Origin of the sequence: Pseudomonas sp. EZ-C24 (assembly GCF_014525325.1) — a bacterium.
In the GTDB taxonomy this organism is placed as follows: Bacteria; Pseudomonadota; Gammaproteobacteria; order Pseudomonadales; family Pseudomonadaceae; genus Aquipseudomonas; species Aquipseudomonas shirazensis.
On record NZ_JACDIU010000012.1, the window covers coordinates 300,762 to 323,885 of the forward strand.

At 61.7% G+C, this 23,124-nt stretch carries 23 protein-coding genes; 16 read left to right on the forward strand and 7 right to left on the reverse strand.

Going from position 1 to position 23,124, the window contains the following annotated elements; genetic code table 11:
* Position 1: 1 nt before the first annotated feature.
* A complete protein-coding gene (locus IDM28_RS08110; RefSeq protein WP_150569668.1) occupies positions 2 to 1,132 on the reverse strand; it encodes a 2-aminoethylphosphonate--pyruvate transaminase in 1,131 nt (376 codons plus the stop codon).
* A 112-nt stretch (positions 1,133 to 1,244) separates the two neighbouring features.
* Between IDM28_RS08110 and IDM28_RS08115 the strand changes: the two genes are divergently transcribed.
* The 16 genes from IDM28_RS08115 to IDM28_RS08190 all read left to right on the forward strand — a co-directional run bounded on the left by IDM28_RS08115 (position 1,245) and on the right by IDM28_RS08190 (position 17,002).
* Entirely contained in the window at positions 1,245 to 2,114 is an 870-nt protein-coding gene (locus IDM28_RS08115; protein WP_188035682.1) for a LysR substrate-binding domain-containing protein, read from the forward strand.
* Between the two features lie 96 nt (positions 2,115 to 2,210).
* Positions 2,211 to 3,233 carry an AraC family transcriptional regulator gene (locus IDM28_RS08120; protein ID WP_150569666.1) on the forward strand — a complete coding sequence of 341 codons (1,023 nt, stop codon included), beginning with the start codon at positions 2,211 to 2,213 and terminating at the stop codon, positions 3,231 to 3,233.
* A gap of 510 nt (positions 3,234 to 3,743) precedes the next feature.
* Positions 3,744 to 4,199 carry a hypothetical protein gene (locus IDM28_RS08125; protein ID WP_150569665.1) on the forward strand — a complete coding sequence of 152 codons (456 nt, stop codon included), beginning with the start codon at positions 3,744 to 3,746 and terminating at the stop codon, positions 4,197 to 4,199.
* Between the two features lie 169 nt (positions 4,200 to 4,368).
* Positions 4,369 to 5,136, forward strand: a complete 768-nt coding sequence (locus IDM28_RS08130; protein WP_150569664.1) for an SDR family NAD(P)-dependent oxidoreductase — start codon at positions 4,369 to 4,371, stop codon at positions 5,134 to 5,136.
* Between the two features lie 12 nt (positions 5,137 to 5,148).
* On the forward strand, positions 5,149 to 6,342 hold the full coding sequence (locus IDM28_RS08135; RefSeq protein WP_181108347.1) for an acetyl-CoA C-acyltransferase: 1,194 nt from the start codon (positions 5,149 to 5,151) through the stop codon (positions 6,340 to 6,342).
* A gap of 8 nt (positions 6,343 to 6,350) precedes the next feature.
* A complete protein-coding gene (locus IDM28_RS08140) occupies positions 6,351 to 7,478 on the forward strand; it encodes an acyl-CoA dehydrogenase (protein WP_101318294.1) in 1,128 nt (375 codons plus the stop codon).
* A gap of 13 nt (positions 7,479 to 7,491) precedes the next feature.
* Complete coding sequence (locus IDM28_RS08145) at positions 7,492 to 8,265, forward strand: enoyl-CoA hydratase (RefSeq protein ID WP_101318296.1); 774 nt, start codon at positions 7,492 to 7,494, stop codon at positions 8,263 to 8,265.
* A gap of 189 nt (positions 8,266 to 8,454) precedes the next feature.
* The gene (locus IDM28_RS08150) at positions 8,455 to 9,975 is read left to right on the forward strand and encodes an aldehyde dehydrogenase family protein (RefSeq protein WP_150569662.1); all 1,521 of its coding nucleotides are present in this window, start codon (positions 8,455 to 8,457) and stop codon (positions 9,973 to 9,975) included.
* Positions 9,976 to 10,077: 102 nt separating this feature from the next.
* Entirely contained in the window at positions 10,078 to 10,149 is a 72-nt protein-coding gene (gene pqqA, locus IDM28_RS08155) for a pyrroloquinoline quinone precursor peptide PqqA (RefSeq protein ID WP_009394664.1), read from the forward strand.
* Between the two features lie 128 nt (positions 10,150 to 10,277).
* Positions 10,278 to 11,441, forward strand: coding sequence for an alcohol dehydrogenase-like regulatory protein ErcA (gene ercA / locus IDM28_RS08160; RefSeq protein WP_101318300.1), 1,164 nt, complete (start codon positions 10,278 to 10,280; stop codon positions 11,439 to 11,441).
* Positions 11,425 to 13,092, forward strand: a complete 1,668-nt coding sequence (locus tag IDM28_RS08165) for a NahK/ErcS family hybrid sensor histidine kinase/response regulator (RefSeq protein ID WP_150569660.1) — start codon at positions 11,425 to 11,427, stop codon at positions 13,090 to 13,092. Before ercA ends, IDM28_RS08165 begins: the two co-directional genes overlap by 17 nt.
* A gap of 207 nt (positions 13,093 to 13,299) precedes the next feature.
* A complete protein-coding gene (locus tag IDM28_RS08170) occupies positions 13,300 to 13,704 on the forward strand; it encodes a TraR/DksA family transcriptional regulator (protein ID WP_101318304.1) in 405 nt (134 codons plus the stop codon).
* Between the two features lie 577 nt (positions 13,705 to 14,281).
* Positions 14,282 to 15,508 carry a methyl-accepting chemotaxis protein gene (locus IDM28_RS08175; RefSeq protein ID WP_410524657.1) on the forward strand — a complete coding sequence of 409 codons (1,227 nt, stop codon included), beginning with the start codon at positions 14,282 to 14,284 and terminating at the stop codon, positions 15,506 to 15,508.
* Between the two features lie 117 nt (positions 15,509 to 15,625).
* Positions 15,626 to 15,820: a hypothetical protein gene (locus tag IDM28_RS08180; protein WP_150569658.1), complete on the forward strand. Its 195-nt coding sequence runs from the start codon at positions 15,626 to 15,628 to the stop codon at positions 15,818 to 15,820.
* 508 nt (positions 15,821 to 16,328) lie between these two features.
* On the forward strand, positions 16,329 to 16,796 hold the full coding sequence (locus IDM28_RS08185; protein ID WP_150569657.1) for a hypothetical protein: 468 nt from the start codon (positions 16,329 to 16,331) through the stop codon (positions 16,794 to 16,796).
* On the forward strand, positions 16,793 to 17,002 hold the full coding sequence (locus tag IDM28_RS08190) for a hypothetical protein (RefSeq protein ID WP_188035684.1): 210 nt from the start codon (positions 16,793 to 16,795) through the stop codon (positions 17,000 to 17,002). Before IDM28_RS08185 ends, IDM28_RS08190 begins: the two co-directional genes overlap by 4 nt.
* A 24-nt stretch (positions 17,003 to 17,026) precedes the next feature.
* Here the strand turns inward: IDM28_RS08190 and IDM28_RS08195 are convergent, their stop codons facing one another.
* Genes IDM28_RS08195 through IDM28_RS08220 form a run of 6 tightly spaced genes read right to left on the reverse strand, consistent with a single transcriptional unit; the run spans position 17,027 to position 23,084 of the window.
* Positions 17,027 to 17,392, reverse strand: a complete 366-nt coding sequence (locus IDM28_RS08195; protein ID WP_101318312.1) for a Na+/H+ antiporter subunit G — start codon at positions 17,390 to 17,392, stop codon at positions 17,027 to 17,029.
* A complete protein-coding gene (locus IDM28_RS08200; protein WP_101318314.1) occupies positions 17,389 to 17,667 on the reverse strand; it encodes a K+/H+ antiporter subunit F in 279 nt (92 codons plus the stop codon). The genes IDM28_RS08195 and IDM28_RS08200 overlap by 4 nt, the downstream gene beginning before the upstream one ends.
* Positions 17,664 to 18,152, reverse strand: a complete 489-nt coding sequence (locus IDM28_RS08205) for a Na+/H+ antiporter subunit E (protein ID WP_150569654.1) — start codon at positions 18,150 to 18,152, stop codon at positions 17,664 to 17,666. The genes IDM28_RS08200 and IDM28_RS08205 overlap by 4 nt, the downstream gene beginning before the upstream one ends.
* The gene (locus IDM28_RS08210; RefSeq protein ID WP_150569653.1) at positions 18,149 to 19,828 is read right to left on the reverse strand and encodes a monovalent cation/H+ antiporter subunit D; all 1,680 of its coding nucleotides are present in this window, start codon (positions 19,826 to 19,828) and stop codon (positions 18,149 to 18,151) included. The genes IDM28_RS08205 and IDM28_RS08210 overlap by 4 nt, the downstream gene beginning before the upstream one ends.
* Complete coding sequence (locus IDM28_RS08215) at positions 19,825 to 20,169, reverse strand: Na+/H+ antiporter subunit C (protein WP_043213881.1); 345 nt, start codon at positions 20,167 to 20,169, stop codon at positions 19,825 to 19,827. The genes IDM28_RS08210 and IDM28_RS08215 overlap by 4 nt, the downstream gene beginning before the upstream one ends.
* Positions 20,169 to 23,084, reverse strand: a complete 2,916-nt coding sequence (locus IDM28_RS08220; RefSeq protein ID WP_150569652.1) for a monovalent cation/H+ antiporter subunit A — start codon at positions 23,082 to 23,084, stop codon at positions 20,169 to 20,171. Before IDM28_RS08220 ends, IDM28_RS08215 begins: the two co-directional genes overlap by 1 nt.
* Positions 23,085 to 23,124: the final 40 nt, after the last annotated feature.

Here is a 23,124-nt window from a genome sequence, read left to right on the forward strand (position 1 = left end):
GTCACAGAGCCTCGCTCAAGAGTTGACTGCTGGTGTGCACCTGCATTTCCCGCAGCACCTGGGCCACGGCATCGACTGCTGCCTGCATGCCCTGCGCACCGACGGCACCGATGCAGCCAACGCGGAAGGTTTCGACCTGGGTCAGCTTGCCCGGGTAGAGGATGAAGCCTTTGGCCTTGACCCGTTCGTAGAAGTCCTGAAATCGGTAGCGTGGATCATCCGGTGCATGGAAGGTGACGATGATCGGCGCCTGAATGGCAGCCGGGAGGAAGCTGCGCAGGCCGATCGCCGCCATACCGTCGAGCAACGTCCGGCAGTTGTCGGCGTAGCGCTGGTGTCTGGCCTGCAGGCCGCCTTCTTCGGTGTATTGCTTGAGTGCCTCGTGCAGGGCGGCGACCACGTGGGTAGGCGGGGTAAAACGCCACTGGCCGGTCTTGGCCATGTAGGCATGCTGGTCGTACAGGTCCATGGCCAGCGATTGGCAGTTACCCTCGGCGGCTGCCAAGGCGGTTTTTTCCGCGAACACGAAGCCCATCCCGGGGACGCCCTCAAGGCATTTGCCGGAAGCGGCGATCAGCGCTTCGAACGGCACTTCTCGAGCGTCGATCGGCAATGCGCCAAACGAGCTCATCGCATCGATGATCAGGTGTTTGCCATGGCTATGCACTACATCGGCGATGGCTTTGAGCGGGTTGAGGATGCCGGTGCTGGTCTCGCAGTGGATCAGCGCCACGTGGGTAAGTTCGGCATCTGCTGCCAGCAGCCGTTCGACATCGGCGGCGGTAGTGGGCTGGTCCTCGGCGGTTTCGAAGGTGCTGTAACGACGGCCAAGCACTTTGCAGATTTTGGCCAGGCGCTGACCGTAGGCGCCGTTGATCAGCACCAGCACCTTGCCGTCGCGCGGTACCAGTGTGCCGATGGCCGCTTCTACGGCGAAGGTGCCGCTGCCTTGCAACGGTACGCAGTGATGGCTGGCGCTGGCATCGAGAATGGCTAACAACTGTTCGCAGACGCTGGCGGTAAGTTGGTTGAAATCACGGTCCCAGGAACCCCAGTCCACCAGCATCGCTTGGCGGGTGCGCAGAGAGGTAGTGAGGGGGCCTGGGGTCAGCAGAATCGGGGCATTGCTCATTGCGTGAATCCTCGCAAGCGGTGGGCTGAGACTGCGAGATCAAGGTTGCAATTGGGCGTGCTATCAATCAAATTGTTTGTTGTTATGCCAGCCATAAGTCAGGCCGATAGCTATGAACCTGTTCCAGTTACGTGCGTTTGATGCTGTTGCCCGTGAAGGCAGCTTTACCCGCGCCGCAGCACGTCTGTTCATCAGCCAGCCGGCTGTGACCGGGCACGTCAAGGCGCTGGAGGAGCACTACCAGATCACCTTGCTGCGGCGTACCGCCCGACGGGTGGAACTGACTGAAGAAGGCACGCGGCTGGCGGCCATTACCCGCGCGATGTTCGGCCTGGCCGAAGAGGCGCAGACTATGCTTGAGGCCAACCGCCAGTTGTTGACCGGGCGCCTGGAGGTGGCCGCCGATGGGCCGCACCGGGTCATGCCAATGCTTGCCCAGTTACGCGCTCGTTATCCCGGTATCACCGTCAACCTGCGCTTGGGCAACGCTCAGGAAACGTTGGCGGCACTACTTAGCGAACATGCCGATGTCGCAGTGCTTACCGAAGTTGAGCCGCGCAAGGGGCTCTATCTGCGTAGCCTTGGCCAGTCGCAACTATGCGCATTGCTGCCGGTTGCGCACCGATGGGCGGCAACTGCAGCTGCTCAGGCGCTGCCGCTGGAGGCTCTGGACAAACAGATCATGGTGTTGCGCGAGCCTACTTCAATTACCCGCCGCACGTTTGACCGCGCCTGCGCTCAGGCGGGGCTGCAGCCGCGGGTGCTGCTTGAGCTGGACAGCCGCGAGGCGGTAACCGAGGCAGTTGCGGCGCAACTGGGTATTGGCATCGTCTCGTCGATGGAAGTCGCGCATGATCCGCGGGTGGTGGCTCGGCCGCTGGCCGGCGACGGGTTGCTTAATCAACACATGCTGGGTTGCCTCGAGCGGCGTCGTGAGTTGCGCTTGATCCAGGCCTTTATCGAACTTGCCGTTGCCCCCTGAGAGACCGGCAGGGTCAGTCAGTTACAGCTCAGAGTGGCAATCGACGGTTTTTTCTACTGCCGGTCTAAGACGCCAGCAGCCTGTTACGGACAGACAATGAGCGAGAAAGACACTATTTCCATGCAGCTGGTGCGCGAAGCGTTGCTGCAGACAAGCACAGACAAGATCGCCGACCATGCGTTGCTGGCGCGCGCGGGCATCGATGCCAAGCAATTGGGGCAAGCCGAGGCGCGGGTGCCTGCTCAGGCCTATGCACGTCTGTGGCGGCTGTTGGCACGTCGTTGCAATGATGAGTTTTTCGCGATGGATGCGCGTGGGCTGCGCCGTGGCAGTCTCGCTTTTGTCTGCCGAGCGAGCATGTTGCAGCCCACTGTCGGAGCGGGCCTGCACACCGTTCTGGATTTTCTTGCACTGATGCTTGAAGACTTGCGGCCGGCATTGGCTGGCGAGCACGGGTTGGCGGAGATCGTGATCCAGGAGCCGCTGCAGGCGCCTCGTCGCGCTTTTACCTATTTCACCTTGTGGATGATAGTGCATGGCGTAGCGTGCTGGCTGGCCGGGCGCCGTATCCCGATCCTGGCCATAGATTTGCGCTGCAGCGAACCGCCGTTCTGCGACGACTACCGCGTCATGTTCTCGCAGAGCCTGCACTTCGACCGACCGCGCACACGTATGGTGATTTCCAGTGAGTGCCTGCAATGGCCGGTCAAGCGCAGCGCGGATGACCTGCAACGTTTTCTTGGTGAAGCGCCCGGCAATATTCTGGTCAGGTATCGCGATCCGGACAGCCTGGCGCGGCGCATCCGCAGTGACCTGTTGCGGCTGCCGCCAGCTGACTGGCTGGATGCCGACAGCCTGGCGCGGCAACTGCATCTGTCCGCTTCGACCTTGCGTCGGCGTCTGGCGGAAGAAGGACAGACATACCAAGGCTTGAAGGACAGTGCGCGGCGCGAGCTGGCAACAGCCTGGCTGACCGATCCGGGCGTCGCGCTGGATGAAGTCGCCGAACGCTTGGGCTTTGCTGATTCCAGCTCTTTTTATAAAGCGTTTCGCAAATGGTTTGGCTGCAATCCGGGACATTACCGGACGCTGATCCTAGGCCGCCACTCCAGTCCCTGATTTCCCCTGCAATTTCGAGGCGCCACGCCCCATGGTTGCTGGATTCCGACTTCAGGATCCAGTCCCAGGCCGCATGCCATCCTCCCTGCAAAAATCGAACAAGCGACTGATCAGTTCATCGGGACTATCCTTGCGGACTGGCTGAGGCGGGCTTCTGCCACGCACCTCTGTGCCCTGCGCGATGCCTATGGCGAGCACATGCACAGCCAGACGCAGATGGCGGCTTTGCTTGCCCGGGTTTACCGTTGCACGATTTTGCCAGTCTCAGGCTCGAGCGTGCTCTGGCAATCCAGATGGAGTTGGCAGTGGACCTGAACCAGGCGTGTTGGCAGGTCGTGCGCCGTCATTTCACCCCTCAATCCTGGCAGCTTGCCGAGCGACGGACCTTATCTGGTCAGCGAACCCGCCCTGCAAAGGTTACTGCAGAACTTCGCGAGAGATGAGTCGTTTTACGAGGGCACTGGTCTGGTCTATCCGGCCGTGCAGGCCACTGGGGCAGGCGTGTAGGTTGTGAGCAGAGACCACGCACGTATCGTCGAGGTTTGCCGTCAGGTAGATGTAGGCAAAGCCTACCAGACTCATCTGGATGAGGTACTGGACGCACGCGCTGCGTCAGCCCTGGCAGAGGATGCGCGTTGTGCATTTGATCTGGCGACCCAGCTTGTGCGGGCGAAGCACCTGCTGCCAGAGGCTGAAGCTAGCCTGAGTCAGCGGGACTTCTGGCAAGCCTACCTGCGGGAGCGCCATGAAACCACGTTCGATGCGCTCATCGCCGAATATGCAGCGCAAGGCGAGCAACTGGATCAGGAGCGTGAGCAACTGACCAGCCAGGACTACACCCAGCGCTGGCAGGATTTGCTTGATGCCCGTGAAGCTGCACTGCAGGCCTTGAGCCTTGAACTGACCCGTGAAGCGCTGGAGCAGGACGCGACGCGCCTGAGCAGTACCTCGCCGGCTCAGGAGTGACCGTTCAGACCAGTCAACCGAGTTGACGCTTTTGGCCATTGCCGGCTGGGCATAGCGGCGCGAACATCGTCGGACCGCACATCAACAATAACCAAGCAGTCCGACGATGCGCATTGCCTGCCCGGTCCATACCGGGCTTCTTGCGGTCGAACCAGCAAGGAACCTACCCATGCATGTACAAGGCAAAAATTTCATTGTTACCGGTGCAGCCTCCGGGCTCGGCGCTGCCACCGCGCAGTCGCTGGTCCAGGCTGGCGCTCGAGTAATGCTGGTCGACCTCAATGCCGAGGCGGTTTCGGCCAAGGCCAGTGAGCTCGGCGACAATGCCCGCTTCACGGTTGCTGATATCTGTGATGAGCAGGCCGCCCAGGCTGCAGTCGCTGCGGCAGTCGCTGCCTTTGGCAGCCTGCACGGGCTGATCAACTGCGCCGGTATCGTCGGCGCTGAAAAAATCCTCGGCAAGCAAGGGCCGCATGGCCTGGCGAGTTTTGCCAAGGTCATCAACGTCAATCTGCTCGGCAGCTTCAATATGCTGCGCCTGGCCGCTGCGGCTATTGCCGATACCGCGGCGGATGCAGATGGCGAGCGCGGTGTGATCATCAATACCGCGTCGGTGGCTGCCTATGATGGGCAAATCGGCCAGGCCGCCTACGCCGCATCCAAGGGGGCGGTTGCCAGCCTGACGCTGCCGGCAGCACGCGAACTGGCACGTTTTGGTATCCGCGTGATGACCATTGCCCCAGGCATCTTTGAAACGCCGATGATGGCCGGCATGACTCAGGAGGTGCGCGACTCGCTGGCCGCCGGCGTGCCGTTCCCACCGCGCCTCGGTCGCCCCCAAGAGTACGCCGCGTTGGCCCTGCACATCATTGAAAACAGCATGCTCAACGGTGAGGTGATCCGCCTCGACGGCGCCCTGCGCATGGCTGCCCGCTAAGGAGAAGCACAGATGACCCTCGCCAACGATCCAATTGTCATTGTGAGTGCCGTGCGCACGCCCATGGGCGGCTTGCAGGGCGATCTGAAGAGCCTGACTGCACCGCAACTGGGCGCCGCGGCAATTCGTGCCGCCGTCGAGCGAGCCGGTGTCGAGCCGGCCAGTGTCGACCAGTTGTTGTTTGGTTGCGTACTGCCAGCCGGCCTGGGTCAGGCCCCGGCGCGTCAGGCTGCCTTGGGTGCAGGGCTGGATAAAAGTACCACCTGCACCACGCTGAACAAGATGTGTGGCTCAGGGATGCAGGCCACCATCATGGCCCACGATCTGCTGCTGGCCGGCAGCGCCGATGTGGTGGTGGCTGGCGGCATGGAAAGCATGAGCAATGCACCGTACCTGCTGGACAAGGCCCGCAGTGGCTACCGCATGGGCCATGGTCGGATGCTCGACCACATGTTCCTCGACGGCCTCGAAGATGCCTACGACAAAGGCCGCCTGATGGGCACCTTCGCCGAAGACTGTGCCCAGGCCGGTGGCTTTAGCCGCGAGGCCCAGGATGCCTTCGCCATCGCCTCGCTGACCCGCGCGCAAACAGCGATCAAAGAGGGCCGTTTCGCTGCTGAAATCGTTGCCGTTGAAGTGACCGAAGGCAAGCAGACGCGGCTGATCAGCGACGACGAACAGCCGCCCAAGGCGCGTCTGGACAAGATCCCGCAGTTGCGCCCGGCATTTCGCGAGGGCGGCAGCGTGACCGCAGCCAACTCAAGCTCGATCTCCGATGGCGCGGCGGCACTGGTGCTGATGCGTCGCTCGCAGGCAGAGCAACGCGGCCTCACCCCGCTGGCGGTAATCCACGGCCATGCAGCGTTCGCCGATGCACCGGCACTGTTCCCCACTGCCCCCATCGGTGCCATCGACAAGTTGCTCAAACGCACCGGCTGGAGCTTGGCCGAAGTGGATCTGTTCGAGATCAACGAGGCCTTCGCCGTGGTCACTCTGGCAGCCATGCAGCAACTCGATCTGCCCCATGACAAGGTCAATGTCCACGGCGGCGCCTGCGCGCTCGGCCACCCGATCGGTGCCTCTGGCGCGCGGATTCTGGTGACCCTGCTATCGGCTCTGCGCCAGAACAACCTGCGCCGTGGTGTGGCTGCGATCTGCATTGGCGGTGGCGAAGCGACTGCGATGGCCGTTGAATGTCTGTACTGAGGTGAACCATGCTGGTAACTGACGAGCAACAACAAATTGCCGATGCGGTACGAGATTTCGCCCAGGAGCGGCTCAAACCGTTTGCCGAACAGTGGGACAAGGAGCACCGCTTCCCCCGTGAGGCGATTGCCGAGATGGCCGAGCTTGGTCTGTTCGGCATGCTGGTGCCCGAGCAATGGGGCGGCAGCGATACCGGCTACGTCGCCTACGCCATGGCGCTGGAAGAAATCGCCGCCGGCGATGGCGCCTGCTCGACGATCATGAGCGTGCACAACTCGGTGGGCTGCGTGCCAATCCTGAAGTTCGGCAGCGAGCAACAGAAGCAGCAGTTTTTGCAACCGCTGGCCAGCGGCGCCATGCTGGGCGCTTTTGCCCTGACCGAACCGCAGGCCGGCTCTGACGCCAGTAGCCTGAAAACCAGAGCACGGCTGGATGGCGACCACTATGTACTCAACGGCAGCAAGCAGTTCATTACCTCCGGCCAAAATGCCGGGGTGGTGATCGTGTTTGCTGTCACCGACCCGGCTGCCGGCAAGCGTGGTATCAGTGCGTTCATCGTGCCTACCGATGCGCCTGGATACCAGGTTACTCGGGTCGAGGAAAAGCTCGGTCAGCATGCCTCCGACACTTGCCAGATCGTCTTCGACGATGTGCGCATACCGCTGGCCAATCGTCTGGGCGAGGAGGGTCAGGGCTACAAGATTGCCCTGGCCAACCTCGAAGGCGGGCGCATCGGTATTGCCTCGCAAGCGGTCGGCATGGCTCGCGCGGCTTTCGAGGTAGCGCGTGACTACGCCCGCGAGCGGCAAAGCTTCGGCAAGCCACTAATCGAGCACCAGGCCGTGGCGTTTCGCCTGGCCGACATGGCCACCCGCGTCGCCGTCGCCCGGCAGATGGTGCTGCACGCCGCAGCGTTGCGCGACGCCGGCCGGCCGGCGTTGCAGGAGGCTTCGATGGCCAAGCTGTTCGCCTCGGAAATGGCCGAAAAGGTCTGCTCGGATGCCTTGCAGACGCTCGGCGGTTATGGCTATCTGAGCGACTTCCCGCTGGAGCGGATCTACCGCGACGTGCGTGTCTGCCAGATTTACGAAGGCACCAGCGACATTCAGCGCATGGTCATTGCGCGCAACCTTTGAAGGAGCAACCTGCATGGCATTCGAAACCATACTGCTGGACATCCACGGCAAGGTCGGCCTGATCACCCTTAACCGGCCGCAGGCGCTGAACGCCCTTAACGCGCAGATCATCGCCGAGATCAACCAGGCGCTGGACCAGTTGGAGCAAGACCCACAGATCGGCTGCGTGGTCCTCACCGGTTCAGCCAAGGCCTTTGCTGCGGGTGCCGACATCAAGGAAATGGCCGAGCTCAGCTACCCGCAGATCTACCTTGACGATCTGTTCAGCGAGTCCGATCGGATCGCCAACCGGCGCAAGCCGATCATCGCCGCGGTGTCTGGTTTTGCCCTGGGCGGTGGCTGTGAGCTGGCGATGATGTGCGACTTCATTCTCGCCGCCGACAACGCCAAGTTCGGTCAGCCAGAAGTCAACCTCGGCGTGTTGCCGGGCATGGGTGGCACCCAACGCCTGACCCGCGCCGTGGGCAAGGCTAAAGCCATGGAACTGTGTCTGAGCGGTCGCTTGATGGGCGCCGAGGAAGCCGAACGCGCAGGGCTGGTGGCACGCGTCATCCCTCAGGCCGAGTTGCTTGAAGAAGCCTTGAAGGTGGCGGCAAGCATCGCCGCCAAGTCGATCCCGATCAGCATGATGGTCAAGGAGAGCGTCAACCGTGCCTTTGAAGTCACCCTCAGCGAAGGTGTGCGCTTCGAGCGTCGGGTGTTCCATGCAGCCTTTGCGACTCACGACCAGAAAGAAGGCATGGCGGCGTTTATCGGCAAGCGCGAGGCGCAGTTCAAGGACGCCTGAACACGGCGCGCGGTCGCAGGCACGGCGCATGCCTGCAACCGCTCCCACTCAGTACCAAGGATCCGCCGCCGACCTGCGACCAAGGAAGCACAGCGTTTCGCCCTTCGCATCATTCAAGCAGGCCTTCGCACTGCTTAGTATCGGCTCATTGCCTGTCGCGCCGACGGGCCATGGACAGTCGAGGCTTTCATGATTTACGCCGCTCCCGGCACCGCCGGAGCCCTAGTGCAGTTCAAGCTGCGCTACGGTAACTACATCAACGGTCAGTTCGTGCCGCCGATCAAGGGCGAGTACTTCACCAACACCTCGCCAGTCAATGGCCAGCCGATTGCCGAATTCCCGCGCTCAGGCGCCGAGGACATCGACGCTGCACTGGATGCAGCGCACGCAGTGGCCGAGTCCTGGGGGCATACGTCGGTACAGGACCGTGCGTTGATTCTTCTGAAGATCGCCGACCGCATCGAAGCGCACCTCGAACAGCTGGCGATCACCGAGAGCTGGGACAACGGCAAGCCAATCCGCGAAACGCTCAACGCCGATGTGCCGTTGGCCGCCGACCATTTCCGCTACTTCGCCGGGTGCATCCGAGCTCAGGAAGGCGGCGCGGCCGAGATCAACCAGAACACCGTGGCCTACCACCTGCATGAGCCGTTGGGGGTGGTCGGGCAGATCATTCCGTGGAACTTCCCGCTGCTGATGGCCGCTTGGAAACTCGCCCCGGCGCTGGCTGCCGGTAACTGCGTAATCCTCAAGCCTGCCGAGCAGACGCCTCAATCGATCACTTTGCTTGCAGAGCTGGTAGGCGATCTGCTGCCCGCCGGTGTGCTCAATATCGTCCACGGCTATGGCCGCGAAGCGGGCGAGGCGCTGGCCACCAGCAAACGCATCGCCAAGATCGCCTTTACCGGTTCCACCCCGGTGGGCTCGCACATCATGAAGTGCGCTGCCGAGAACATCATTCCGTCCACTGTGGAACTGGGTGGCAAGTCGCCGAACATCTTTTTCGAAGATATTCTCCAGGCCGAACCGGCCTTTATCGAAAAAGCCGCCGAAGGGCTGGTGCTGGCGTTCTTCAACCAGGGCGAAGTGTGCACCTGCCCATCGCGGGCGCTGGTGCAGGAATCGATCTATCCGCAGTTCATGCAGGTAGTGCTGGAGAAGATCCGCAAGATCAAGCGTGGCAACCCGCTCGACACCGAGACCATGGTCGGCGCGCAGGCTTCGCAGCAACAGTTTGACCGGATTCTTACCTACCTCGAAGTTGCCGAGCAGGAAGGCGCCGAGCTGCTCACCGGCGGTCAGGTCGAGCGGCTTGAAGGTGAGCTCGCTGGCGGTTACTACCTGCAGCCGACCCTGCTCAAGGGCCACAACGGCATGCGCGTGTTCCAGGAGGAAATCTTCGGCCCGGTAGTCAGCGTGACCACCTTCAAGGATGAGGCCGAGGCGCTGGCAATTGCCAACGATACCGAGTTCGGCCTGGGCGCCGGGGTCTGGACGCGTGATATCAACCGCGCCTATCGCATGGGCCGCGGGATCAAGGCTGGGCGAGTCTGGACCAACTGCTACCACCTGTATCCAGCGCATGCGGCGTTCGGTGGCTACAAGAAGTCTGGCGTGGGCCGCGAAACGCACAAGATGATGCTCGACCACTATCAGCAGACCAAGAACCTGCTGGTCAGCTACGACATCAACCCGCTCGGGTTCTTCTGAACCTGCGGTAACAACCGGTTCTAAAGTAGCAATGGCATTACACCGGAAACGGTGTATCAATAGACGCACCGCAATCCTGTGGTGCCAGAAGAGGATGAACCCATGTGGAAAAAGCCCGCGTTCACTGATCTGCGTATTGGTTTTGAAGTCACGATGTATTTCGCCAACCGCTGAATCTTCTGGGGCCGCTACGCGGCCCTTTCCGCGATAGCAGGCCGCTGCGAGGGCGCGCCGATCCGATTGCAAACCCTTCAGGATGCTTTAGGCTGAGCTTCACCTTCAAAAAGAACAATAGGCGTTGCATGAGCGCGAATCCGAGCCAGTTGCGCAAGTTCGTTTCCCCGGAAATCATTTTTGGTGCCGGCTGCAGGCATCACGTTGCCAACTATGCGCGGACCTTCGGCGCGCGCAAGGTACTGCTGGTCAGTGACCCCGGCGTGCTGGCTGCCGGCTGGGTCGCCGACGTCGAGGCCAGTCTTCAGGGGCAGGGTATCGACTACTGCCTGCTTACCGATGTCTCGCCCAATCCTCGCGTTGAAGAAGTCATGGCCGGCGCCGAGCGCTACCGCAGCGAACAGTGCGACGTGATCGTCGCCGTCGGTGGCGGCAGCCCTATGGACTGCGCCAAGGGCATCGGCATCGTCGTCGCCCATGGCCGGCATATCCTCGAATTCGAAGGGGTCGACACCATTCGCGTGCCGAGCCCGCCGCTTATTTTGATCCCTACAACAGCAGGCACCTCAGCGGATGTGTCGCAGTTCGTGATCATTTCCAACCAGCAGCAACGGATGAAGTTTTCCATCGTCAGCAAGGCCGTGGTGCCAGACGTGTCGTTGATCGATCCGGAAACAACCCTGAGCATGGACCCGTTTTTATCCGCCTGCACCGGCATTGACGCCCTGGTGCATGCCATCGAGGCGTTCGTGTCGACCGGCCATGGCCCGCTGACCGACCCACATGCGCTGGAAGCGATGCGCCTGATCAACGGCAATCTGGTACAGATGATCGCCAGCCCCAACGATATTGTCCTGCGCGAAAAGGTTATGCTCGGCAGCATGCAGGCGGGGCTGGCGTTTTCCAATGCCATTCTTGGCGCCGTGCACGCCATGTCGCACAGCCTTGGCGGGTTTCTCGACCTGCCCCATGGGTTATGCAATGCGGTGCTGGTCGAGCATGTGGTGGCGTTCAATTACAGTGCGGCGCCAGAGCGCTTCAAGGTGATTGCGCAGACGCTGGGGATTGATTGTCGTGGGCTCAATCATGAACAGGTGCGCAAGCGTCTGGTCGATCACCTGATCGCGTTGAAGCATGCGGTGGGGTTTCACGAAACCCTTGGCCTGCATGGCGTCGGCAGCAGCGATATCCCGTTCCTGTCGCGCCATGCGATGGGCGATCCGTGCATTCTGACCAACCCGCGCAGCTCGAGCCTGCGAGATGTCGAGGTGGTCTATGGCGAGGCCCTCTGAGCCTGGCGCCGATGCCCTGGCCGGATTATTGGGGTTGTCCAACCACACGGTGCGCAAGAGCCACTACCCTGAGCTGGCGGTGCGCCTGGAAGAGCTCGAGGCGGAGCGCAATCGCTACACCTGGCTCTTCGAGCACGCCGTGCACGGCATCTTTCAGGCCAGCCTGGAAGACGGCATGCGCGCAGCCAATCCGGCGCTGGCGCGCATGCTCGGCTACGACCACGCGCAGGCGTTGCTGTTCTCGCGCAGCGATCTGGCCAGCTTGCTGTTCGATCGGGGCACCGATGAGTTGGCCGAGATCGTCGCCACCCTCCAGCGCGAGCGCGCTTTGCTGGCCTATGAGACCCGCCTGCGCCGCCGTGATGGCAGCAGTGTCGATGTACTCATGAACCTGCTGTCGCGTCCGGACGAACCCGGCGTGGTCGAAGGTTTCGTGGCGGATATCACCGAGCGCAAGCAGGCTCAGGCACGCCTGCAGCAGCTCAATGACCAGCTTGAACAGCGGGTTGCCGAGCGCACCAATGAGCTGATCGAGGCGCGCGACGCCGCGCAGGCTGCCAACCTGAGCAAGGACAAGTACCTTGCTGCGGCCAGCCACGATTTGCTGCAGCCGTTGAATGCCGCCAGGTTGTTGATTTCGACCTTGCGCGAACGCGACCTGGCCGCAGCCGAAGGCCTGCTGGTCGAGCGTGCGCACCAGGCACTGGAAGGCGCTGAAGACTTGCTCAGCGACCTGCTGGATATCTCCCGCCTGGATCACGCGACCATCCAGCCCGATTTCGACTGTTATCGACTCGATGATCTGCTGTTACCGCTGGAGTCGGAGTTTCAGCCGGTTGCCGAGGCAGCCGGGCTGTCGCTGCGGGTGCGTGGTGGTCCGCCGGTGATACGCACCGATTTGCGCCTGCTGACGCGGATACTGCGCAACTTTCTCAGCAATGCCTGCCGTTACACCGAGCAGGGGCGGGTGCTGCTGGGCTGGCGGCGGCGCGGTGACAAGCTGAGCATCGAAGTCTGGGACAGCGGCCGTGGCATCGCCGCCGAGCGCTTGCAGTCAATCTTTCTCGAATTCAACCAGCTGGATGTCGGCCGGGCTGCCGACCGCAAAGGTGTCGGGCTGGGGCTGGCAATCGTCGAGCGGATCGCACGTATCCTTGAGTGCAAGATCGGCGTACGTTCCTGGCCGGACCGCGGTTCGGTGTTCAGCATCGAGGTGCCTATCTCCAGTCAGGAGCCGGCGCCAGCGAGCCTGCCGATTACGCAGGCTAGTGTCGGCGACCCTTTGCCTGGGCGGCGCCTGCTGGTGCTGGACAACGAGCTGAGTATCCGCCAGAGCATGGCGGCACTGCTCGGCCAGTGGGGCTGCGAGGTGTTGACCGCAGGGGATCTGCATGAATCGCTGCAAGTCCTGCAGGGGCGGCCACCGGAACTGGTGCTGGCGGATTTTCACCTTGATCATGGCCTGACGGGTTGCCATGTTGTTCGCGACCTCAGGGCGCACTTCGCCTGCACGATTCCGGCGGTGATGATCACGGCTGATCGCAGCGAGCAGAGCCTGAGGGCCATGCAGCGGCTGAAGGCACCGCTGCTGAACAAACCGGTCAAGCCAGGCAAGCTGCGCGCTGTGCTCAGCCAATTGCTGGCACAGTGACTGTGGCTGGAGCAGGGGATACTAGTGCACCTTGTACATCATTTCAGACAATTGCCCGGTAATCCCTGTTGCCCGTTGCGCCTTGGCGCCTTAGACTGCCGCCCCCTGTAAAAGAGTGCCGGTTGGCGCTTGAAGAATTCTGTTGCGCAGGCACTGGCCTGAGCGACACCCGAATCGCCCAATGCACATTTTTTCATAGAGAAATCGATGACCAAGGAACAGTTGCTGGCCATGTCGGCCGATGACTACATGAACGCTGCTCAGCTGGAGTTCTTCACCCAGCTGCTGCAAGCGATGAAGGTAGAAACCCACGAGCGCATCGAACAGAGCCGCATCACCATCGAGAGCCTGGATACCCCTTCGGATCCTGCCGACGTGGCGTCGGTCGAGGAAGAGCGTCACTGGCTGGTCAACGGTATCGAGCGCGATCAGCGCCTGCTGCCGCAGCTGGAGATGGCCCTCGGTCGTATTGGCGACGGTGATTTTGGCTGGTGCGAAGACAGCGGCGAGGCGATTGGCCTGCAGCGTCTGCTGATCAGCCCGACCACCAAGTACTGCATCGAAGCGCAAGAGCGCCACGAACAGATCGGTCGCCACCAGCGCCAGATCTGATCGATCGCAGCATGCATGGCCCCACGGAGCGATCCCTGGGGCTTTTTGCATTTGTTCTGCGCTACCTTGGTTGCGGGGCGCCTTGATGGTTGCTCTGCATCAAGTCTGTGCCCGTTAAGCCGAAGGAAGTATAGATAGTGGCGTTATAGTGGCGTTTAATGGGGGGCAATAATGCACTAGAGGATGGACCCTCAACATGATGCGTGACGGATCTGTGCCCACCTGTGACATGCCGCAACCCGCAAAACGCCTGGTACTGCCAGCAATTGCCGTGTTGCAGGGGGCAGCGCTGGCTGCCGTGCTGGCCGCCATGGCGTTTGCTCAGTTGGCGTTCTATCTGGCCCTGCCGCTGGCATTGTTGGTGCTCTGGTTACCGGGCTGGCGACGCAAGGCGGCCCAGCCAGGAAGCGCCGAGCGGTCTTCACCGGCGCACGATGAGCTGACCCAAACCTTGGCGCGCAGCACCAGCCGTAACGCCTTGTCTGCCGCCTCCATGGCTTTTTCGGTACAACAGTTGGCCACTCGGTTGCAGTCACAGCTGGGCGCCGCCGATCAGATCGTTGACAGTGCACAGATCATGATCGGTACCGAGAAAGCCACCTCTCAGCTCAGCCAGCAGGCGTTGCAGGCGGCCCGTTCAGCACATTCCAGCAGCGCGGCAGGGCAGCAGGTACTGGCCGAGTCGATCCAGCGCATGCACCAGTTAAGCGCCCGGGCCACGGCCAGCCGCGAGTTGATCGAAGCCCTGCACCAGCGCAGCGAAGATATCGCTCGGGTCACCTTGGTGATCCAGGCCATCGCCAGCCAGACCAACCTGCTCGCGCTCAACGCGGCGATCGAGGCGGCCAGGGCAGGCGAGCACGGGCGTGGTTTTGCAGTGGTTGCCGATGAAGTGCGCGGCCTGGCCGGGCGAACCGCAGCCGCTACCGGCGAAGTGGGCGCGATGGTCGCCGATATTCAGGCCCGCACCGCTGAGGTGGTCGAGCAGATTCGTAGTCTGGCCGGGGATTTGAGTGCTGACCTGGTTCAGGTCGAGCAAACAGGCGAGCAATTGACCTTGATCGCCAAGCTGGCGGCCTCTGTGGAGATGCAGGTTGACGAGATCGCCGAGGGCACCCAGATCAACCAGCAACAACTGGATAACCTGTTCCAGGCGGTTGGGCAGGTGCGCACTGATCTGGAGCTCAGCGATGGGCAAACGCGCAGTCTTGCCCAGGCAGCGGTGCACATGGAACGACAAGCGGAGGCGCTTAGCGAGCGGCTGGCTGAAGTTGGCCTGGATGACTATCACCAGCGCATTTTTGCGCTTGCCGAGCAGGGCGCGAGGAGTATCGCTGCCCGCTTTGAGCAGGATATCGAGCAAGGTCTGATTAGCGAAGAGGCGCTGTTCGATCGGCGCTACCAACCCATCCCGAACATGCAGCCGCCGCGCTTCACCACCCGCTTTGACCAGTACACCGATGCGGTGCTGCCGCAATTGCAGGAGCCGCTGCTGGCCCAGCATGAGGGGCTGGTCTACGCGATTGCCTGCACTGGCGAGGGCTATGTACCGACGCACAACGCGGCGTTCAACCTGCCCTTGACCGGCGACCCGCTGCATGACACCGCGCACAACCGCAGCAAGCGCAAGTTTGACGACCGCACCGGTATCCGCTGTGGCAACCATCAGCAGCGGTTGCTGTTGCAAACCTACAGCCGCGATACCGGTGAACTCATGCATGACCTGTCGGTGCCGCTGTTCATCAACGGTAGACACTGGGGCGGCCTGCGTCTGGGCTACAAGCCCGAGCCTGGTATGAACTGAACGGAGTTTATTGCCGCTGATGCAATACAGATGTACCAGGGCCGCGCTGTTTGTAGTTTCGGTTGATGCGTATCATGACTACATCGTTAGGTTGCTAATTAAATTCCGGAGGGGATGATGAATAGCCAGATCGATGTCGCAGTGATGATCGGCTCCGGTGTGCCGGCAGCATTGCAGGCGCGTGGCCTGCGGGTCTGCTGGGTTGTGCTGGTGAATGGCGAACGTCGTGGTACCGCCTTTGCCAGTCGCCGTGAGGCGCTGGAATGTCGAGCTGCCTGGCAGGCCCAGCTCGGCCGAACACAGGCAGCCTGAAAGCCTTTTCAGCTCTCCAGAAAGCGCGCCAGTTCACACGCATCGCTGTGCCGGCGCCGAAAACCTCTTACCCGGCCGGTAGCGCTGTCGGTTACGTGAAAAAAGGCGATGCCGGCAGCCACGACCCGAAATCTGGGTCGGTCTGCAGCGCTGGTCAGGCAATAAATGTCGCTTGGGCCTCGACGGATTTCAGTATTTTCGTGCATATTTCTCCCGTGTAACGCGCAGAGGGTTGCCTTGGGCCGTCAGGCCTGGGACCTGTCGCTATCTATTGCATGTCTACCGGCAGTGTTGAAGTCAGCATTTACGCCTGCGTTGTGGGAAAATTGCCGAAATGCGATGTGCGGATCTGGCTGGCACAGCGGGGTTAAAAATCCTGCCTGCTGCGTAGTCGTTATGTACGGGCCGCTCGTGCTCTATTTCATTAGTCTTTCAGCAGCGATCTGAAATGGCTGCGCCGCCGATCAATTCGGGTGTGGCGCTTGTAACCCTGTTTGAGGATTTGAGATTGGCAGTCAGTACTCTTGATACCCATGCGTTATTTGCATTGGGCGACTTGCGTGGCAAGTTGGCCCAGTTGTTTCACGGGCGTTTCGTTTATGTCACCGAGCAAAGCCCCGACGGTTTGTACATGGCCGAAATCGACACCGACAGCTCATTGGTGGTGGATGACAAACAGCGGCTTGAGTTGAAGGTAGGCGATCACTTCCGCGCCGCAGTTCTGCCCAGTCGCGAAGGTGGCAAGCTGGAGCTGCGTTTTCGCGAGATCAAGCTGAATATCTACGGCGGCGACTATGCCTTCGTCAAGGTGGCGGAAGGTGAGGGCATCGTGTTTCGTAACGGCCAGGGCGTGATGTTGGTCTTTGCCGCCCAGCAACAAGTGCAGGAAGGCCTGGGCAAGCTGCTCAAGGCTGTGACCGGCAAGGTCGCCAAGTGGCGCAAGGGCGAGCTGACCACATTCAAGGCCAGTGAGTGAGTGACGATACCTTGTCTGCCCAGGGACGGGCGGAGTTTCACCGCCAGTTCGAATCACAGGCGCAGGCGCATGCCGAGCGGCTGCTGGCCCAGCGCGTAGTGATGGGCAGCGCCTGGCTGAGTTGGGTTGCCGGCCAGTTGTATGAGATTACGCCCGCGCCCTTGGCTGCAATGGTCCGGCGCGAACTGCAGCGCTTGAATCGCTAAGCCCAGGCTGGCTTGGCGGGTATCTCAATTGCCCTGGTTATTGCCGCCGCTGATTTCAGCAGGTACGTCTTCGCCTGCCGCACGTTTACGAAACAGCGCTGCGCGGGCCAGTAGCAAGGTGGTAACCGGCACGGTTATCGACAGCAGAATCGGGATCAGCCAGGCATGCACGATTGGCCCCTGCTTCAACCATGAAAAATACAGGATCGATGCCAGGCTCACGCACCAGGCGCCGATAGTTGAAGCCAGTGCAGGCGGGTGCATGCGTTGGAAGTAGTCTTTCAGCCGCACCAGGCCGATCGCACCAATCAGCGCGAACAGGCTGCCGATCAGCAGTAATGCTGCGGTCGTGAGTTCGAGCCAGAACGGCAGTTGCAGAGCTTCGGTCATTCTATTACCTCACCGCGCAGGAGGAATTTGGCCAGGGCGAATGAGCCTACGAAGCCGAACAAGGCAATCAGCAGTGCGCCTTCGAAATAGGTATCGCTGGCATAGCGAATGCCCAGTACGAGCATCATCAACATGGCCAGGATGTACAGGTAATCCAGCGCCAGGACCCGGTCCTGAGCGGAAGGGCCGCGGAACAACCTGACCAAGGCCAGCGCCATGGCGATGGTGAAGATGAACAAGCTGGCGAGAATGGCGTTGGCGAGCAGGCCTGTCATTCGAATATCTCCATCAGCGGGCGTTCATAGGTGTGCTTGAAGTGTTCGATGAACTGCGCCTCATCACGCAGATCGAACACGTGCAGCAGCAGCATGCTGCGGTCCAGGGCAAGTTCTGACCAGACCGTGCCGGGCACCACCGTAGTGATCATCGACAGAGCGGCCAGGCCGTGTACATCGCGCAGTGCCAGTGGAATGTGGACGAATGCCGATCGTGGCGGCCGGCGCTTTGCCGACAGTACGCTGCGGGCAACGTGCAGGTTGGAGGTGATGACATCCAGGCCAACACGGCCGATCAGTTTGGCAACCACCCACGGCCGTTTCACGTGCGCATGTTGCGGGCGCAGTGGGGCCAGCAGGATGGGGGCGAGAATCGCCAGCAAGGCGCCGAGCAGAAGATTGCCTGGGCTGACCGAGAGATTCAGCAACAGCCACAACGCGAACAGCGCAATGGACAGTAGCGGAGCTGGTAACAGACGGTTCATGGCTGTTCCTCGGTGTTGAAGGAGGTTGGGCCAGGAATCGGCATCGAGCTCATTACTGCCTCGATGTAGGCTTGCGGTGCCTGCAGGCTTGCAGCGGTGTCCTGGGTATAGCGCAGCAGCGGTTCGGCCCTGACGCTTAGGAACAGGCACAGGCCGAGCAGAATAGCGATCGGCAGGCACTCGTAGCGGCGCAGCAGCGGCGAAGGGCGCTCTTCGGGCTTCCAGAAGCGCTGGATGCCAACCCGGCCAAAGGCGATCAGTGACGCCATGCCGGAAAGCACCAGTAACGCGACCAGGCACCAGCCGGCCGCCGACAGTGGCTGCTCCGGCGCAACGCCCAAGCCCAGCGGGTTGAACAGCGCGCTGATCAGGCTCAGCTTGCCGATAAAGCCCGACAGCGGCGGCATGCCGATGATCAACAGCGCGCAGGCAATAAAGCTCAAACCCAGGAATGCCATGGTCCACGGAATGATCTGACCGATTACCGCCTTCTGCTGATCGTCCAGGTTGATGCCCTTGGGTGGATGCAGAGACTCCAGCAGAGGCGGCGACAGGCCTTCGTCATCATCCAGCGGCGTCTCGTTGGCCGAGCGCGAGCGCTCGATCAATTCCGCCAGCAGGAACAACGCGCACAGGGCCAGGGTCGAGCTGACCAAATAGAACAGCGCGCTGCCGGTCAGAATTGGCTGGCCGAAACCTATCGCTGCCATCAAGGTGCCGGCTGAAACCAGAATGCTCAGCGCTGCCATGCGCTCCAGGCGCTGTGCGGCCAGAATCGACACGGCGGCGACCGCCAGGGTTGCCAGGCCGCCGTAGACCAGCCATTCGCCGCCAAAGTGCGCCGACGCGCCGGCTTGCCCGGAAAACAGCAACGTCCACAGCCGCAGCACGGCGTACAGGCCGACCTTGGTCATGATTGCGAATAGCGCGGCAACCGGTGCGCTCGCCGAGGAGTAGGCCGGTACCAGCCAGAAATTCAGCGGCCAGATCCCTGCCTTGGCCAGGAAGGCCATCGCCAGAATGGCTGCGCCGGCGTGCAGCAGGCCACGATCAGCCTCAGGTACCAGCGGGATCTTCAAGGCCAGGTCGGCCATGTTCAGCGTGCCGGTGACACCATAGAGCATGGCTGCACCGACCAGAAACAGCGAAGAGGCGAACAGGTTGATGGCGATGTAGTGCAAGCCGGCTTTGACTCGAGCCCGACCTGAACCGTGCAGGAGCAGGCCATACGACGCTGCCAGCAGCACCTCGAAGAAGACGAACAGGTTGAACAGGTCGGCGGTGAGGAATGCGCCGTACAGGCCCATCAGCTGGATCTGGAACAACGCATGAAAACTCGCCCCGGCGCCGTCCCAGCGCGCCCGGGCGAACAGCAGGGCGCTGACGCCGATCACGCCGGTCAGGCTTAGCATCAATGCCGAGAGGTGGTCGACCACCAGTACGATGCCAAATGGGGCTGACCAGTTACCGGGCAAATAGACACCGATCGACTCGGCCTGGCCTTGGCTGCGCACCCAGTTCAGCAGGGTCAGCGCAATCGCCAGGCCGATGATGCTCGACAGCAGGTTGAGGTGGGCCTTGATCCGGCGATGTTTCTCACCCAGCAGCAACATTATCGCTGCTGTCACCAGCGGCAACAGGATTGGTGCGACGATCAATTGATTCATCCAGCTCATTCTTCACGCTCCCGGCCATCGACGTGGTCAGTGCCGGTCAGCCCGCGCGAGGCCAGCAGCACAACCAGGAACAACGCGGTCATGGCAAAGCTGATGACGATCGCGGTCAACACCAATGCTTGTGGCAATGGGTCTGTGTAGTGCAGCAAGTCTTGCGTCACGCCTTCCTTGATGATCGGCTCCTTGCCGATGAACAGGCTGCCCATGCTGAAGATGAACAGGTTGACCCCGTAGGACAGCAGGCACAGCCCCATGATCACCTGATAGGTACGTGGCCGCAGGATCAGCCAGACCCCGGACGCGGCCAAGACACCGATGGCTACTGCAATTACTTCTTCCATCAGGCGGCTCCTGTCTGGCTGGATTTCTGTGCGCTGCCTGGGCGATAGGCGCGCACTGATTGGTGGGCCAAGGCCGTCAGAATCAGCAAGGTCGAACCTACCACCACGCTGTAAACGCCGATGTCGAAGAACAGTGCACTGGCCACGTGCACGTCACCCAGCAACGGCAGGTGCAGGTGCGCGGTATGGGTGGTCAGGAACGGATAACCCAGCAGCATCGCGCCAGCGCCGGTAAGCGTTGCGCAGAGCAGGCCGGTACCCATCCAGCGCAGCGGCCGCAGGCTCATCTGCGCCTCCACCCATTGGGTGCCCGCCACCATGTACTGCAGGATGAACGCCACCGACATCACCAGGCCGGCGACGAAGCCACCCCCAGGTTGGTTGTGACCGCGCATGAACAGGTACATCGACACCATCAGGGCCACCGGCAGCAACAGCCGCACCAACGCCGCGGGCACCATCATGAAGCCCATTGCCGTGTCGGTGGCATGCCGCGGATTGATCAGGTCGGTAACCACATCCGGGGCCAGCTGGCGCTGCTGCGCCGGCAGTTGCATGCTTTCCTTGGGTGGGCGGAAGCGGCGCAGCAGGGCGAATACGGTCAACGCCACGGCAACCAGCACGGTGATCTCGCCGAGGGTATCGAAGCCGCGGAAGTCCACCAGCATCACGTTGACCACATTGGTCCCGCCGCCCTGGGGTAGTGCACGGCTCAAGTAGAATGAGGAGATATCGTTGGGCGTAGGCCGGGTCAGCATCGAGTAGGACAGCAGAGCCATTCCGCCACCGACCAACACGGCCAACAGCAGGTCACGCAGGCGGCGCAAGCGTGCTCGTTCCAGACTGCCGGGCAGAGGTGAGACACCTTCGATACGGCGTGGCAGCCAGCGCAGACCGAGCAGGATCAGTACCGTGGTAACGACTTCAACCGCCAACTGAGTCAGGGCCAGGTCAGGCGCGGAGAACCAGACAAAGGTGATGCAGGTCATCAGGCCGCAGACGCTGACCATGGTCAGTGCCGCCAGACGATGATATTTGGCCTGCCAGGCAGCCCCGATGGCGCAGGCAATAGCAATCAGCCACAAGGCTACAAACACCCCGGAGCCAGGTATCTTGGGTCGATCACCCCAGCTCAGGCCGCTATACAGCAGCGGCGTCAGGCCAGCGATAAACGCCGCCAGCACGAGCATGAACAGTTGTTTCTGCAAGCGTCGGGTAGTCAGCGCTGCCTCCACGTGACGCGCGATCAGCATCAACCGGACCAGCCCATGTTCGAACAGGCGCTTGCCATTGAAGCGTTCGATCAGTGGCGGATACGGAAACCTGCCTAGGCGCAGTTGCTTGCGCAACAGCAGGTACAGCACCACGCCACCGCACATGGCCACCAGGCTCATGATCAGTGGCGCATTCCAGCCGTGCCAGATGGCCAGGCTGTACTCGGGCAGCGTGCCGCCGACCACCGGTAGCGCCGCTGCGGCGAGCAGGGGGCCGACCGATTGGGCCGGGAAGATCCCCACCACCAGGCAGGTCAGCACCAGCAGCTCGACCGGTGCCCGCATCCAGCGCGGTGGTTCGTGGGGGGTATGCGGCAGGTCCTGGGCAGGTGGGCCGAAGAATACGTCTACGGTAAAGCGCAGGGCGTAGGCAACGCTGAAGGTGCCCGCCAGGGTGGCGATGACTGGCAGCGTGGCTTCAACCCAGGCGGTAGAGGAAATGAACACCGTTTCGGCGAAGAACATTTCCTTGGACAAGAAGCCGTTCATCAACGGCACGCCGGCCATCGACGCACTGGCAACCATGGCCAGGGTCGCGGTGTAAGGGATCAGCCGCATCAACCCGCTGAGACGGCGGATATCGCGCGTTCCGCTCTCATGGTCGATGATGCCCGCGGCCATGAACAGCGACGCCTTGAAGGTCGCGTGGTTGAGGATGTGGAACACTGCTGCGACCGCCGCCAGCGGGCTGTTCAGGCCGAGCAGCAAGGTGATCAGGCCCAGGTGACTGATGGTCGAGTAGGCAAGCAGGCCCTTGAGGTCATTTTGAAACATCGCTGCGAAGGCGCCCAGAAGCAGGGTAATGGCACCCGCGCCGCCGACAATCCAGAACCATTCCTCGGTGCCAGCCAGGGTTGGCCACAGCCGAGCCATGAGGAACACGCCTGCCTTGACCATGGTTGCCGAGTGCAGATACGCCGAAACCGGAGTCGGCGCCGCCATGGCGTGGGGCAGCCAGAACTGGAATGGAAACTGCGCACTCTTGCTCAGCGCGCCAATCAGTATCAGCGGCAGCAATACCGGATACAGCGCATGCTGGCGCACGGTTTCCCCGGCAGCGAGCACTTTGTCCAGGTCATAGCTGCCGACCACATGGCCGAGCAGCAGGGCACCCACTAGCAGGCACAGGCCCCCGGCGCCGGTCACCATCAGCGCCATATAAGCGCCGCGGCGTGCATCAGCGCGGTGGTGCCAGTAACCGATCAGCAGGAACGAGAACAGACTGGTCAGTTCCCAGAAGAACACCAGCTGGATCAGATTGCCGGAAATCACCAGCCCGAGCATTGCGCCCATGAACGCCAGGAAAAACGCGAAGAAGCGCGGCACCGGGTCTTGCGGCGACATGTAGTAGCGCGCATATAGCGACACCAGCGTGCCTATGCCCAGTACCAGCAGCGAGAACAGCCAGGCGAAGCCGTCCATGCGCAGCACCAGATTCAAGCCCAGGCTTGGCAGCCACAGAAACTCCTCGCGGATTACTCCGCCGTGAGCGATCTGAGGGTAGAGCAGCGCTACCTGAACCGTGCCGATGAGGGCCACCAGCCCGGCGAGAATCGACTCGGCGTTCCTAGCGTTGTGCGGCAGGACGGCCGCCAGGCAACTGCCAACGAAGGGCAGAAGCAATAGCACTATCAATGACATAGCGACCTAATCTGGAGGAGTTTGGTAAGGATAATACGTG